General features: G+C 68.1%; 13 protein-coding genes, 1 tRNA gene and 1 pseudogene. 9 read left to right on the top strand and 6 right to left on the bottom strand.

Features of this window, described 5'->3' with window-relative positions:
• Positions 1–62 precede the first annotated feature (62 nt).
• Positions 63–356, top strand: coding sequence for an FmdB family zinc ribbon protein (locus tag ACFXJ8_RS40140; RefSeq protein WP_379650207.1), 294 nt, complete (start codon positions 63–65; stop codon positions 354–356).
• Here the strand turns inward: ACFXJ8_RS40140 and ACFXJ8_RS40145 are convergent.
• Entirely contained in the window at positions 353–2,326 is a 1,974-nt protein-coding gene (locus tag ACFXJ8_RS40145) for a DHA2 family efflux MFS transporter permease subunit (RefSeq protein WP_379650209.1), read from the bottom strand. The genes ACFXJ8_RS40140 and ACFXJ8_RS40145 overlap by 4 nt on opposite strands.
• A gap of 1,156 nt (positions 2,327–3,482) precedes the next feature.
• On the opposite strand from ACFXJ8_RS40145, the gene ACFXJ8_RS40150 reads away from it, so the two are divergent.
• The 3 genes from ACFXJ8_RS40150 (at position 3,483) to mscL (ending at position 5,778) form a co-directional block, all read left to right on the top strand.
• On the top strand, positions 3,483–4,289 hold the full coding sequence (locus ACFXJ8_RS40150) for an S-methyl-5'-thioadenosine phosphorylase (protein ID WP_379650211.1): 807 nt from the start codon (positions 3,483–3,485) through the stop codon (positions 4,287–4,289).
• A gap of 473 nt (positions 4,290–4,762) precedes the next feature.
• A complete protein-coding gene (locus tag ACFXJ8_RS40155) occupies positions 4,763–5,356 on the top strand; it encodes a Flp pilus assembly protein CpaB (RefSeq protein WP_379650213.1) in 594 nt (197 codons plus the stop codon).
• A gap of 23 nt (positions 5,357–5,379) precedes the next feature.
• Entirely contained in the window at positions 5,380–5,778 is a 399-nt protein-coding gene (mscL, locus tag ACFXJ8_RS40160; protein ID WP_379650215.1) for a large conductance mechanosensitive channel protein MscL, read from the top strand.
• Positions 5,779–5,989: 211 nt separating this feature from the next.
• On the opposite strand, the gene ACFXJ8_RS40165 is transcribed toward mscL, so the two are convergent.
• Both ACFXJ8_RS40165 and ACFXJ8_RS40170 read right to left on the bottom strand, forming a co-directional pair.
• The gene (locus ACFXJ8_RS40165; RefSeq protein WP_379650217.1) at positions 5,990–6,976 is read right to left on the bottom strand and encodes a D-alanyl-D-alanine carboxypeptidase family protein; all 987 of its coding nucleotides are present in this window, start codon (positions 6,974–6,976) and stop codon (positions 5,990–5,992) included.
• Between the two features lie 304 nt (positions 6,977–7,280).
• Positions 7,281–7,784, bottom strand: coding sequence for a hypothetical protein (locus ACFXJ8_RS40170; RefSeq protein ID WP_379650218.1), 504 nt, complete (start codon positions 7,782–7,784; stop codon positions 7,281–7,283).
• A 151-nt stretch (positions 7,785–7,935) separates the two neighbouring features.
• Here ACFXJ8_RS40170 and ACFXJ8_RS40175 point away from each other — a divergent pair.
• The 3 genes from ACFXJ8_RS40175 to ACFXJ8_RS40185 all read left to right on the top strand — a co-directional run bounded on the left by ACFXJ8_RS40175 (position 7,936) and on the right by ACFXJ8_RS40185 (position 9,679).
• Positions 7,936–8,008: transfer RNA gene (locus ACFXJ8_RS40175), tRNA-Arg, on the top strand.
• Positions 8,009–8,438: 430 nt separating this feature from the next.
• The gene (locus ACFXJ8_RS40180; protein ID WP_379650220.1) at positions 8,439–8,957 is read left to right on the top strand and encodes a GNAT family N-acetyltransferase; all 519 of its coding nucleotides are present in this window, start codon (positions 8,439–8,441) and stop codon (positions 8,955–8,957) included.
• Positions 8,958–9,046: 89 nt separating this feature from the next.
• Positions 9,047–9,679: an HAD family hydrolase gene (locus tag ACFXJ8_RS40185; protein ID WP_379650222.1), complete on the top strand. Its 633-nt coding sequence runs from the start codon at positions 9,047–9,049 to the stop codon at positions 9,677–9,679.
• A 211-nt stretch (positions 9,680–9,890) separates the two neighbouring features.
• Here the strand turns inward: ACFXJ8_RS40185 and ACFXJ8_RS40190 are convergent, their stop codons facing one another.
• The 3 genes from ACFXJ8_RS40190 to ACFXJ8_RS40200 are packed head-to-tail and all read right to left on the bottom strand — an operon-like array spanning position 9,891 to position 12,453.
• Complete coding sequence (locus ACFXJ8_RS40190; protein WP_379650224.1) at positions 9,891–11,252, bottom strand: tyrosine-type recombinase/integrase; 1,362 nt, start codon at positions 11,250–11,252, stop codon at positions 9,891–9,893.
• Entirely contained in the window at positions 11,249–11,440 is a 192-nt protein-coding gene (locus tag ACFXJ8_RS40195; RefSeq protein ID WP_379650225.1) for a helix-turn-helix transcriptional regulator, read from the bottom strand. The genes ACFXJ8_RS40190 and ACFXJ8_RS40195 overlap by 4 nt, the downstream gene beginning before the upstream one ends.
• Positions 11,437–12,453, bottom strand: a complete 1,017-nt coding sequence (locus ACFXJ8_RS40200; protein ID WP_379650243.1) for a replication initiator — start codon at positions 12,451–12,453, stop codon at positions 11,437–11,439. Before ACFXJ8_RS40200 ends, ACFXJ8_RS40195 begins: the two co-directional genes overlap by 4 nt.
• A gap of 41 nt (positions 12,454–12,494) precedes the next feature.
• Between ACFXJ8_RS40200 and ACFXJ8_RS40205 the strand changes: the two genes are divergently transcribed.
• Positions 12,495–13,178, top strand: coding sequence for a transposase (locus ACFXJ8_RS40205; RefSeq protein ID WP_379650227.1), 684 nt, complete (start codon positions 12,495–12,497; stop codon positions 13,176–13,178).
• An 86-nt stretch (positions 13,179–13,264) separates the two neighbouring features.
• Positions 13,265–13,952 (top strand): annotated as a pseudogene (locus tag ACFXJ8_RS40210) (IS256 family transposase); the annotation flags it as partial.
• Positions 13,953–14,060 lie beyond the last annotated feature (108 nt).

Genomic DNA, 14,060 nt, shown 5'->3' on the forward strand with positions numbered 1-14,060 from the left:
CCCTCAAGGAGTGTTTATGATTGGCAGTCGCGTAGGTCGAGTGCCAATCTGAGGAGGAGCGCGTGCCCACGTACCAGTACGTCTGCAATGACTGTGGCGAGCCACTTGAGGTCGTCCAGAAGTTCTCCGACGACGCCCTGACGGTGTGCCCCAACTGCGAGGGTCAGCTGCGCAAGGTGTTCTCGGCCGTCGGCATCGTCTTCAAGGGCTCGGGCTTCTACCGCACCGACAACCGCTCGTCGTCCTCGACGAGCACCGCGACGACGACCGCCGCCAAGCCCGCGGAGAGCACGAGCACCCCTGCTTCTGCTTCGCCCGCGCCCGCCCCCGCGGCGGCTCCCGCTGCCTCCAGCTAGCGAGGCCGGTCGGCGTCCGCGCCGAGCAGCTGCGGGCACAGCGTGTCCAGCAGCCGGTGCAGCTCGGGGTGTGCGCCCCAGTCGGCGATCAGCGCCCTGAGCCCGTCCTTGGCATGGGCGAGCAGGGCCGCCGCCGCTCTTTCGCCCTCGGCCGTGAGCCGCAGCGACTCGCCGTCCGCCGAACGCGTGACCAGTCCCGCGGCTACCAGCTGGTCGGCGTACGGCCTGCCCTCCGCCCGCGTGACCTTCCCGCGGTCGGCCAGGTCCTGGCCGCGTACCCATCCCTCGCCGCCGAGCCTGGCGATGATCCAGACGCCCGCGGGAGGGATGCCGTCGAGCCCGGCCAGCTCGCCGAGCCTGGCGTAGTAGCCCTTGCTCAGGTCGGTGTCGGCCAGCCGTACGAGACCTCGCTCGACCTCTTCCAGCGACGAGCGCTCGGCCGAGCCTGCGCCCAGCCCCTCGCCGAGGTCGACGGCCGACACGGTCTTCCTGAGCGGCAGCTCGGGGATGAACCACGACAGCGCGAACCCCAGCAACATGATCGGCGCGGCAACCATGAAGACGCTGGAGATCGCGTCCGCGTACACGTGCAGGAAGTCGGCCGCGAGCGCGGGCGGCAGGCGTTTGATGATCGTCGGATCGGACTGCACCATGGCGGGGTCGAACCCCGCGGGCAGCCGCACACCCGCCAGGACCTGCCGCAGGTCGTCATTGAGCGTCGCGGTGAAGACCGACCCGAGGACGGCGACGCCGAACGAGCCGCCGATCAGCCGGAAGAACGTGGCGCCTGACGTGGCCACGCCCAGGTCCTCGTAACCGACCGCGTTCTGGACCACGATGACGAGCACCTGCATGGTCATGCCGAGCCCCACGCCGAGCACGAGCAGGTCGACGCTCATGACGAGCGTCGAACTGTTCTCGGTCAGGCGCGAGAGCAGGAACAGCCCCAGCGTGGCCACGGCCGTGCCGACGATCGGGAAGTACCTGTAGCGGCCGTAGCGCGAGATGACCTGGCCGCTCACGATCGACATGGTGAGCATGCCCGCCATCATCGGGAGCAGGTGGATGCCCGACAGCGTGGCGCTCGCGCCGTACACGACCTGCATGAACAGCGGCAGATACGTCAGCGCGCCGAACATGCCGAACCCGACGACGAAGCCGACCGCGGACGACATCGTGAACGTGCGCGTCGCGAACAACCGCGGCGGCATGACCGGCTCGGCGGCCCGCCGCTCCACGAACCACCAGGCCACCAGCATCGCCACCGCCGCCAGTCCGAGACCCCAGATGAGCGGGTCGGACCACGGGTAGGTCGTGCCGCCCCACGTCGTCAGCAGGACCAGGCAGGACGTCGCGCCGCCCAGCAGGACGATGCCCGCGTAGTCGATCGTGTGCTTGGTACGGGTGGACCTGCCCGGCAGGACGGCGATGATCACCGCGAGGGCGACGGCGGCCACGGGAAGGTTGATGTAGAAGACCCAGTGCCAGGACAGATGGTCGACGAAGAAGCCGCCGAGCAGGGGGCCGATGATGCTCGACACGGCGAAGACGGCGCCGAAGAAGCCCTGGTATCTGCCGCGTTCGCGGGGCGGGACGACGTCGCCGACGATCGCCTGAGCGAGCACCATCAGGCCGCCGCCGCCCAGGCCCTGGAGCGAGCGGAAGGCGATGAGCTGGCCCATCGACTGGCTGAGCCCGCAGAGGGCGGAGCCGACGATGAAGATGGCGATGGCGGTGATGAAGAGCGTTTTGCGGCCGTACTGGTCGCCTAGTTTGCCCCAGAGTGGGGTGGTGACGGTGGAGGCGAGCAGGTAGCCGGTGACGACCCAGGAGAGCTGCTCCAGGCCGCCGAGGTCGCTGACGATGGTGGGCAGGGCGGTGGCGACGATGGTCTGGTCGAGGGCGGCCAGGAGCATGCCGAGCATGAGCGCGATGATGATCAGGCCTAGGCCTTTCTGACGCTCTGGCATGGGGTTTCTCCCTTGGAGCTGGTACGGCCGAGCATACTCCTCGTGATCATTTGCTCACTCGGCGGAGTATGCGCATGGTGTGGGGCCGCTTGGCGGGCCGCGTCCGCCTACGGAGGAATCGCCAACCGCCCGCGAACCGAATCGTCAGCAATCACCGCGGCCTTTCCACACGCGGCCATCACCGCCGCCCTTCCACGCACGGCCATCACCGCCGCCCTTCCACGCGCGGCCATCATCCGGCCCTTCCACACGCGGCCTTTCCGCGCGGACGAATCGCCAGCCATCAGCCCTTTCACGCGGACGAATCCAGCGGTCACCGTGGGCTTCCGCGCGCGGACGAGTCCCCGACCACCAGCGTGCGCCGGTCCGGACTGGAGGCGGCACCCCCGATCCGCTTGCCCCACTCCACGCCGATCACGCAGAGCCCGCCTCCCCAGGGCTGTGGGTGGCGGGCAGGCGGCCGTCAGGGCAAGCCGCGCATCCGACCAGGGCTCCCACATCCCTCAGGCCTCCCCCGCCCGGGAACAGCAGCCTTCCACCTCACCAGAACCTCTACCGCCCGGGATCAGCGACCGTCCACCCCGCCAGCACCTCCACCGCCCGAGGCCAGCGGTCACGCATCCCACAGGGCCTTCACCGTCCGGGACAGGCGGGCGCGCAGCCGACCAGGACCTCCCCCGCCTGAGCCCAACGACCGCACATCCCACCCGACCTGGACTGCCCGGGACCAGCGGGTCGGGCATCCCTCGGGGCCTCCACCGCCCGGGACCAGCGGGCGCGCAGCCGACCAGGACCTCCCCCGCCTGGGTCCAGCGACCGCACATCCCATCAGAACCTCCGCCATCCAGATCCAGCGGTCACAACCCACAGGCCTCCACCGCCCGGGCCCAGCGGGCGCACATCCCACCCGACCCTCCGCCACCCAGATCCAGCGGTCACACAACCCGCAGGGCCTCCACCGCCCGGGACCAGCGGGTCGCGCATCCCACCCGGGCCCGAGACCAGCGGCCCCCATCCCGCCTGACCCCGTCCGCCCCGATCCTCAGTCCCCGCCACACCCCCAGCTGTCGAGTTATCCACACCCCACCCAACCGCTATCCACAGAACCCCGTTCCACTTCCCCGCCCCCTCCCCCCTTCCCGCTACTCTCTCGCCCATGGTCACTCCCGCAGACATCGGCGTCATCGGCGGATCAGGGTTCTACTCCCTGCTCGACGACGCCCACGAAGTCGAGCTCACCACGCCCTACGGTCCGCCGAGCGACGTGGTCACGGTCGGGCGCATCGGCGAGCGCTCCGTGGCCTTCATCCCGAGGCACGGCCGCGACCACCGCTTCCCGCCGCACCGCATCCCCTACCGCGCCAACCTCTGGGCCCTCCGCTCGCTCGGCGTCCGCCAGGTCCTGGCCCCCAACGCGGTCGGCTCTCTCCAGATCGAGTACGGCCCGGGCACCATCGTGGTCCCCGACCAGCTGATCGACCGCACCTCGGGCCGCGTGCAGACCTACTACGACGCGGGCGGCGCCGTCCACGTCTCCTTCGCCGACCCCTACTGCCCCAACGGCCGCGCGGTCGCCGTCTCCGCAGCCCGCTCCGGCGGCTGGAACACCGTCGACGGCGGCACCCTCGTCGTCATCGAAGGCCCCCGCTTCTCCACCCGCGCCGAATCGCAGTGGTTCGCAGGCAACGGCTGGACCATCGTCGGCATGACCGGCTTCCCCGAGGCCATCCTGGCGAGAGAGCTCGCCCTCTGCTACACGTCGCTGTCCCTCGTCACCGACCATGACGCGGGCGTAGAAGCCGGAGAAGGGGTGACGCACGACGAGGTGCTCCGCTTCTTCGCCACGAACGTGACCAAGATGCGCACCCTCGTCTCCGACGCCGTCCAGGCCCTTCCCGAAGAGCGCACCTGCTCCTGCGGATCTGCCCTCGACGGCCTCAAACTCCCGTTCGACCTCCCCTGACCTTCAGCGCCCAGAACACCACCCCTCCGGCGCTGGTCGGATCAGTCTTCCGGTCACATTCGCCTCTGCCGATCCTCCCGCGCGCTCCGTGCACCCCCACGGAGCCCGCACCTCCATTAGCCCCAAGCCAGCCCGAGACTAGCCCCAAGCCAGCCCGAGACGCTGTTCCCGTGCGCCCCTGGCAAGCCATCCTCCGCACCACACCGTCTCCGCAGGACACGCTCACCACAAACTCGCCGCTGTCGATCTTCGCGCTTGCTCCATACGCCCCACAGAGCCACCACCTCCGTCAACCGTGAGCCAGACCGCCCGCCACGCCGTCGCCCCTTGCCCCACCACGCCACCAAACGGCCTGTTCACACCGACACGCTGACGCCATAACCTCGCCGTCAATCCCTCGCCCGCTCTATAGCCGCAAGCCCCACACCTGCCCCTATCGCACACCCCCTCCCGAAAGATCCCTGGAGTAACACATGCGCGCCTGGACCCGCGCCTTCGGGCGGCGACGCCGACTGATCGCAGCCGCTCTCGCCGCCCTCTCCCTGGCATGCGCGCTCACCGTCCTCCGCCCCGGTCCGGGCCAGACCACCACCGTCCTCGTCGCTGCCAAGGACCTGAAACCCGGCCTTCTTCACGAAGGCGACCTCCGCCCAGCCCGACTCCCCGCGCAAGCCGTACCGGACGGCGCCCTGAGCACCGGCGCCATCGGCCGGACGCTCGCCGCCCCCATGCGCCGCGGCGAGCCTCTTACCGACGTACGCCTGGTCAACCCTTCCCTCCTGGCCACACTCCCGCCAGGCACGGTCGCCATGCCGGTCCGCATCGCCGACGCCGACGCCGTACGCCTGCTCTCCCCCGGCGACGCCATCGGCGTGCTCGCGGCGTGGGACACCGGCCAGCCCGCCCAGACCGTGGCGGAACGGGTCCCGGTCATCACCATCCCCACCGGCGAGACCGACAACGGCGCCCTCATCGTGCTGGCCGCCAGCCCAGACCAGGCCAGAATGCTCGCCGCCGCCCAAGCCGGCGGACGTCTCTCGGTGACGATCAACCCGCACTTACGGTAATGGTCTCGATACCATTCGTTGCCATGAGCGGATTCAAGAAGTTCCTCGTCCAGGGAAACGTTATCGACCTGGCCGTCGCGGTGGTCATCGGCGCGGCGTTCGGCGCCATCGTCACGTCCTTCGTCGCGGACCTGCTCACCCCCCTGATCTCCGCGTTCGGCGGTCTGCCCGACTTCAGCTCGCTGACGCTCACGGTGGGCGAGGCGCAGTTCAGGTACGGCAACTTCCTCAACACACTGGTGTCGTTCCTGTTGATCGCCGCTGTGGTGTACTTCCTGATCGTCAGGCCGTACTCCCGCTTCAAGGAGCGCGCCTCGGCACGAGAGGAGGCCACGCACCGCGATTGCCCCGAATGCCTGTCCGAGATCCCCAGGGCCGCTTCCCGATGCTCACAGTGCTGCGCCGAGGTCGTCCCGGTCTAACATCTCGTGCGGTGTCCGCGAACCTTCCCCGGGTCGGTGCGGGTCGTTGACGTGCTCGATGTCGTACGCCACGGGGAACATCGACTGTGGCGCCCTCGGCGTCCCAAGCCCGGAGTCGGTGACGGTAGTGGACACCGCACCAGCGAGGCGCCACACCACCGAGCGTCAACTGCCACTGGAGCACCTGCTCGCGGCCCGTCGTAAGGGAAAGTCAGGGCAGGGAGTCGATCTTCGGATCGTACTCCCAGTGCCAGGGCTCGTACGGGTTGCTGTACGCCCAGTCCGGATGGAACCAGCCGTACCGCTTCGAGTTGGCCTCCATCCACCTGAACTCAGCCGTCCCCGCGCTCTGCACCCCTCCACACAGGTCCACAGCCATGCCGAGCCCGTGGTTGCTCCGCCCCGGCACCGCCGCGAACCCAGGCCTGCGGTAGTAGACCGACTGCTGCTCGGCCAATGTCCGGTACGCGTCGGTGACGCACATCTGCCGCCCGAACTGCCTCTTGTACGCCTCGTTGAGCGAGACGAACGCGATGGCCGCGTCCGCCCGCAGCAGATGCCCACGCTGCTGAATCGGACAGAGGATGTTCTTCGGGATGAGCCCGTTGGGATAGTCGGTGGTCGCATCGATTCGCAACGGATTGCACGCGAAGGCGGCCCGACCCACCTTGTCGATCTTGATGCCCATCTTCACGAGGGCCTTCGTGAGCGATTGCACGACCTTGTCCGACCGCTTCGTCAGCGTGGAGACCTCGGCCTCGACCTGGGCCGCCGCCAGCAGGTTCGTGGCCCGCAGCTCCTGCGCCTCCGCCGCCAGCCGCTGCTTGTCCGCGTAAGCCTTGGAGATCTCATCCACCTGCAACTGCCTGGCCTGCGCGAGCACGCTCGCGTCGCTCTGCGAACGCATCATGGCCATGCTCGCGTCGCCGTCCCCTGACAGGAACGGCGCGATGCCATCGCCCACAGGCTGCTGGTAGACCAGCTCGACCAGGTCCGCGATAGGCCGCCGCATCTGCGTCAGCGTGACCTCCGCTGCCGCGAGTTCCTTGAGCTTCTTGTTGAGCTGGTCGTTGGCCGCCTTCAGATCACCGGTCCGCTTGTCGAGCACCTTCTGCGCCGCCGCCAGCTCGTTCGCCGACTTCTCGGCCTCCTTGCGCAACGCGGTGAGATCGGGCCCCTGCGCCAGGGATTCACCCACGGCACTGTCCCCACCAGCGCTCTCCGCCACGCCGCCCCCGAGTACAGCGTCGACAACCGCGTCCGGTATCGGGTCGACAGCCTGGGCAGGCTGGGCAGGAATCCCCAGCAACACCGAGGAGATCGCCGTGACGACCGCGATCAGACCCGCTGATCGAGGGGCTGACACGTTCGATTCCTCCGTTTGCGAACTCGTTACCTGGGTCAGGCACGCACGTTACTACAGCCATCTCAGTGTCCGGACCGAACTCCCGGCAGCCGTTATGCTCCGAACGCACCCTTACGGCCGTTTCCGAGCTGGATTGTCACGCCTGCCTGCGCTGATACTCCTGACACAACTCCCACAGCCAGGTCTCCGCCCACTCGTCAGGACAGCCGCTACGCCGTACCGGCTGCTGCTGCCGCTCAGGCCGCTCCCGCTCCAGCAGCCGCGCCTCCGCCGGCTTCTCAGCCGGCCCCTCAGGCACAGGTACGGCAGAAGCCGCAAACTCCCGCGACTCCCCCCTTAGCGGCGCCGGCACCAGCCCCTCGTACTCCCAATCCGCATGCGGCGGCGCCGGCGCCAACACCGGCGCGAACGCCATCCGCCCGCTCTGCCGCTCCGCCACCGCCATCCGCCCGCTCTGCCGTCCCCCCACCGCCTGACGACCGACCTGCCGCTCACTCACCCCGGCAGCGCTGACGGCCGCGTCGTACCCCACAAGCTCCCCCGCCAGCAGCCCCCCGGCCAGAATCGCCGGCGCGAGCAACGCCGCGAACAGCACCACCGGCCGCCCCGCGCCTCGCCTACCTCGTCGCCTACTGGTCACGAGCGCGACGTTAGCCAGGCGGCGTATCTGATCACTGGACCGCTTGTCATGCCTTTACCGCAGATCAGAGCAGCCATGACTGATCCGACGAAACTTAGCTGGGGCTGATGTCACACGCATGGCCTGAGGTTCGCTAGGCTTACGAGCGTCCGCCTCCGTAGCTCAGGGGATAGAGCACCGCTCTCCTAAAGCGGGTGTCGCATGTTCGAATCATGCCGGGGGCACACAGTTGATCAGGCGTTTCGCCCTCTGACCTGCGGCTTCTCAGTCGCAGGTCTTTTGCTTGGTAGGCCACCGTGAGCAGCCACATGCAGCGGTAGGTCAGAGATCTGGGGACATGCTGGGGACGATCAAGGGGGCGTTTCCCGACGTCAGGCGGTAATCGCCCCTACTCCGGCGCCACCGGGCAGGCAGGACGAGTAAGTCCGATGTGATCAGTAGTCATAGGCGTCAGTGACCGGTGACCCGGTAGTAGCGGCCTGCTCATCCGCCGGCTTCCTTCGATCTCCACATATAGTGCGATCAAGAGGGTGTCCAGGTCTGTCGCCACAAACAGATCTTGGGCGCCTTCGCTGCGTCTGCGGGATCGGATGCCCGAAGGCAGCCCGACTGAGGGGAGATCGATCGGCGATGGAGTTGGGAACTGAGCGGCTGGTGCTGCGTCGCTGGCGCGAGGAGGATCTGGAACCGCTGGCCGTGATCGACGGAGATCCGGAGGTCATGCGCTTCATCGGTGATGGCTCGGTCCGCACCAGGGAGCAGACCGCGGCCGCGCTCGCGTTCATGGAGCGGACATGGGACGAGCGTGGCTTCGGAATATTCGCCGTGGAGCTGCGCGAGACCGGGGAGCTGGCCGGTTGGGTTGGGCTGACGGTCCCCGGCTTCCTGCCCGAGGTGCTACCGGCTGTGGAGATCGGCTGGCGGCTGGGACGGCCCTTCTGGGGCCGGGGTATTGCCACCGAGGCAGCCAAAGAGGCACTGCGCTTCGGATTCGCCGAGGCGGACCTGGATCGGATCATTAGCATCTGCCACGTCGATCACCACGCGTCCGCCCGCGTTATGACGAAGCTGGGCATGCGCCAGGAGCGGGAGACGGTAGTCCCGGCCCACGGGCAGCCGGTCCGAGTCCTGGCGATCACCCGCAGTGAATTCAACGTCATCCACGGCGGCTGATCTACGGGGTCGATGCTCGACGAAACACGGTTCCCGCATTTCGGACTTACTCGCCAAGGCGGGGCAGGGTACCCCTAACCTGAGACGCCATGCAGCGTCTCGCCCTCTTTGACCTCGACAGGACACTCATCGACCTGGACGCCGCGTTCCTGCTGTGGGCCGAGGAGTTCGTACAGGAACACAAGCTGGGCCGCAAAGCTGTGCGGTGGCTGGTCACCCTGGACCGCAACGGGCTCCCCCACCGAGAGCTGTTCTTCGCCAAGGTGCGCGAGCACTTCAAGCTGTCGACACCGGCGGCGGCCATGTGGAACGCGTATCGGCGCCGCATGCCGTACCTCGTGCAGTGTTTCCCCGGAGTACTCGACGGCCTGGGCCAGCTCCGCGCGGACGGGTGGCGAGTCGGAATCGTCACCAACGGCACCGCGGACAACCAGCTCGGCAAGATCCAGCAGACCGGCCTCGGCGACGTGGTGGACGGCTACGCCCTCTCGGGCGCCGAAGGTGTCCGCAAGCCCGAGACCGGCCTGTTCGAGATCGCCGCGCAGCGATGCGGTGCAACGCTGGCCAAGGGCGGATGGATGGTCGGCGACAACCTCGTCGCCGATATCGATGGAGGCCGGGCCGCAGGCTACGCACGATTTGGATCAAGCGGGGTTCGCAGAACGGCCGTGAGCACCAGGCCGACCACATCGCGAGTGGCGTCGAAGAGGCTATTAGGCTGATGCGTCTGGAGAGCAGGTAGGGCCGTAGAACCATCCGCCGTGACGATCGCTGACGGTGGCTGATGTCCGTAGCCGGTCGGGGCGATCGCCGCCGCAGGACCTCCTCCGTCGGCCCCACGGCACCGGTGACCATGGCTGGCGTTGCCGCGCCCCTTCCGCAGCACAGCAAGAGGCCCCAGCAGCAGCCGGGGCCTCGGTGGAACAGAGTGCGCTATTCGAGGGCGTTGTTGATCTTTCCATTGATGTGGTCTTGCTGACCGTCCATGCACTTGGCGTAGACGCGGAGCAGGACGTCGACGCTGTGACCAGCGCGTTTGGCTACTTCGGGTGCGGGGACGCCCGCGTTCAGCCAGAGCGAGACGGCAGCGTGCCGAAGGTCGTACGGGCGTGCAGCGAGAGATGAAGCGATCTGAGCCGGAGTCAGGACGAGCTTGCGGGTTTTCTGCCAGACGTAGGAGTAGGCCGAACTGGAGTAGGAGCCGCCTGTCTCGGTGTGGAAGAGCCTGCCGTCTTTGGCGAGGCCGTACGCCTCGATGTGCTCGCGAAGGATGACGACCAGGGCGGGCGGGATCGGGATCTCTCGTGTCTCCTTGTCCGCCCGGTGCTTGAGACGGCGGGATTCGTGGGTCTGGCCGCTGTCGGTCCAGCGCTTAGTACTTTGCGGCCGGGCGCGCTCCAGGACGATCAGGCCCCATCCCGACTCGGGCAGGGTACAGTTCCTCTCCCTGAGGTCCGCCGCTTCCTCCGGGCGAAGCGCCGCGTAGTACAAGCATGCGAAGAGTGCCTTGAGGCGCGCGCCACGCTTGCGACCGACCTTGGGCGCGGCGTCGAGGAGCTGACGAGCCTGGGCAGGGTTGACGACGGTTCGAGGATCAACAGCGGTGACGGCCTTGGGCGGAGTCCACTTGAGGCCATCGAGCGGATTACTCTCGAACACCTTCTGTTCCACCGCCTGCTCCAGGAGGTGGTGAAGGATCGCCCGCTTGCGCCGCACGGTGTTGGCCCCGGCGGTCTTTCCTGCGAAGGTCTCCGAGATGGCGTGAAGCGCCAGGCGCAGCGTGGGCGGCTCCCCCAGCGCCGTCAAAGGCAGTGACGCCTTCTCCAACCAGTGCAGGGCCGCAGTCTGCTCGTCGGTGAGCTTCCCCCTCCGTTCCTTGGGGAGCAGCGCATGCGTCCGGAGCGCGGCGCGCAGCTCTTCAGCATCGGGCCGCCCTGGAACGTCGGCCACCAGTGCGGGCAGGAGCGTAAGCATCGCGTAGGCGTCTGTCTCGCGAGTCCTGGCAGCCGACGTGCGCCAGCGCCGCATGACATAAACCTGTGCGAACTCCAGAAACGAAGGACCGGTCGGCTCAGGTGCCAGCATCGAGACGGGAAGGCCCGTAGCCAGGTCGAATGCTTCTCCGTTCCTTGCCGCTTGTCGAAGGTCCGTCAGGAAGGCGTTAGCCAGGCCTTTCGTGCGGAAGCTCTTGCTCTTGGGCTTGCGTGCCACCGTCCAGCGGACGATGAACGCCGCCGTGGGACGGTCGGAACGGTGCTGGATTTCGCCGACCTTCACGTCGTAGGTGGTGTTCATGCCGACCTCCGCCGAGAGTCGAGCCAGGACACGAGGTCGCTGCGCCAGACGCGCAGTTCGTGGTTCGGGAGCTGGATGCAGGCGGGCGCGTTGCCGAGTTCGCGCCAGCGGTAGAAGGTGCGGCGGGAGATCCCGCCCAGCTCGTCGAGGACCTGGGCGACGGTCAGCAGCTCGTCACGACGACTCATCGGGTACCACCACTCACGTCGGGAAGCCGGGTCCCGGTGAGCGCGGCGGCGAGGATCTGATCACCAGCGGACAGACCCTGTCCGGCGTACTCCCAGTGGGCGACGACGAGAACGGTGTCTTCCTCGAAGAGGGCCAGGCGGCCCGTGGTGATCTGCTCAGTGCGCATGTGTTCCTCGCGAGCCGCGCGGAGCGCACCGAGAGTGGTGGAGTAGCGGCGGGACTTGGTCGAGAAGTGACCCCGGAAGCCGAGCATGTGCGCCCACTGGGCAAGCCGCAGGTCGGCCAGGCCCTCGACGGCCCCCAGCCGCAGACACTCGGCAATCAGCCGCCGGGCGTGCTCCCGCAGGCGGTACAGGCCGAGTTCTTCCAGGTTGTGAATGCGCCGGTCCAGGGTGCCGACACACTCCGCGGCCTTGGTCGCGTACTTCGCGATGTAGGCGGCGACGGCCTGTTCGGTGAGGTCGCCGGTCATGGTGATCTGGCGGATGTCGAGCTGAGCGCCCCAGCGCAGGGTGTGGTTCGCCGCGGTGACGGTCACCGCTCCAACGGCGTGCTGTACGGCTTGCGCCAGGGCGTCAGCCGTCGCCCAGGGCGGAGGCGTCGAGGTCGGCCCGGTGGGGCCGTCGAGACGGATCACCGCGTGGAAGTGGACGACGCCCCGCCGTTGGTATTCGGCGACCTTGGCGAAGGAGATCGTGAGCTGGTCACGTAGCTCTTTGAGCGTCAGGCCGGACACGCGGGCAAAGCGCCGGCGAAGTGCCTCGGTGAAGCGTCGCCACAGCTCAGGACTGACGGCGTTGAACAGCACCGAGCCGGTGTAGTCGTAGCAGTCAGGGCACAGCGGTTCACCGAGGCGATCCTCGGTGGGGCCGTGCTTGGCCGTACAGGACATGACCCGCCCGTGAGGGCAGGTGACGGCGTTGCGGCGGGCGTGGCACGGCAGGACCCGACCGTTCTTCTCCCGCCGCACGTGGACGGCGCCGAACGAGGGCGCGGTCAGGGTGACGAACAGGGCCGGGTGGGCGGCGACGGTCTCCGGGACGCCCTTGCCGCGTGGCCAAGGCCCCCGACCCGGCTGCGGCGGCCAAGCTCACCATCGGGCAGATCACGGCCGTGCTCAGACGGGCTCGTCGCCGCGGCGACCGCGCCGACAAGGCCGCGCGGATCCAAGCCGCGTTGCGCACCGAGCACCTGGGGCAACCTGCAGTCGTCACGTCGGCTTACGCGGCCTCGGTCCGCGCGCTGGTCACCGTGCTGGGCACGCTGGAAGCACAGGTCACGGGCTTGCAGCAAGAAGTGGAGGCGCATTTTGGCGAGCACCCGGCCGCTGAGATCATCTTGTCCCAACCTGGGCTGGGGCCGGTCCTCGGTGCCCGGGTGCTCGCGGAGTTCGGCGATGACTCTCGCCGGTATGCCTCGGCCAAGGCGCGTAAGAACTACGCCGGCACCAGCCCGGTCACCCGCGCCTCGGGCAAGAAGAAGATCGTCGCAGCCCGCTTCGTGCGCAACGACCGGCTCATCGATGCGTTGATGGCCCAGGCCGCCACCGCGATCCGCTGGTCACCCGGGGCTCGTGCCTACTACGACAAGCAACGCGCTCGTGAGGTGGACTACAACGCCGCCCTGCGCCAGGTCGCTAACCGGCTGGTCGGCATCCTTCACGGCTGCCTCAAGACCGGAACGCTCTATGACGAGGCAACCGCTTGGTCCCTGCAGTCCGGATCGCGTGCCGCTTGACACCGAAGTGTCCTGGGATGTCTTCCCGAATCATCTGATCATGGTTTCGAGATAGGCCGACGCGCCAACGTCGGTCGGGAAGGCACATCGGGGTGCGCGCCGACGGGCGCAAGGAACTGGTCGCGCTGAGCGACGGCTACCGCGAGTCCACCGAGTCGTGGCCCGACCTGCTGCGCGACTGTAAGCGGCGCGGCATGCGCGCCCCGGTGCTGGCGATCGGGGACGGCGCGCTCGGCTTCTGGGCCGCGCTGGGCGAGGTGTTTCCGCAGACCAGAGCCCAGAGGTGCTGGTTTCACAAGATCGCAAATGCGCTCGGGGTGCTCCCGAAGTCCGCCCACCCCGCCGCCAAGAAGCACCTGGCTGAGATCTGGAATGCCGAGGGCAAGGACCACGCCCTGGCAGCGGTCAAGGACTTCCAGGCCGCCTACGGCGCCAAGTACCCCAAGGCCGTCGCCAAAGTCGTCGACGACCTCGATGAGCTGCTGGCCTTCTACGACTACCCGTGCGAGCACTGGGTGCACCTGCGCACCACCAACCCCATCGAGTCCACCTTCGGACACCATCGTCCGCCACCGGACCAAGGTCACCAAGGGGCCGGGTTCGCGCGCGGCCGGGCTCGCGATGGCCTTCAAGCTGATCGAGTCGGCACAGAAGCGCTGGCGAGCGGTCAACGCGCCCCACCTCGTCGCCCTGGTCCGCGCCGGGGCGACCTTCGTCAAGGGCAAGCTCGTCGAGCGGCCCGAGGAATCACCGGCCATCGAGGAACTTCGATAGCCGCCTAAAAGATCTTGATCCACATTGCTCCCCAAGGCGGAACAGGACCCGCTGGGCGTTGCTGAGTGCCGACAGGTACTGTAAAGACCCGAAGTCAGTCAGTGGTAG

The organism is Nonomuraea sp. NPDC059194 (assembly GCF_042754765.1).
GTDB lineage: Bacteria > Actinomycetota > Actinomycetes > Streptosporangiales > Streptosporangiaceae > Nonomuraea.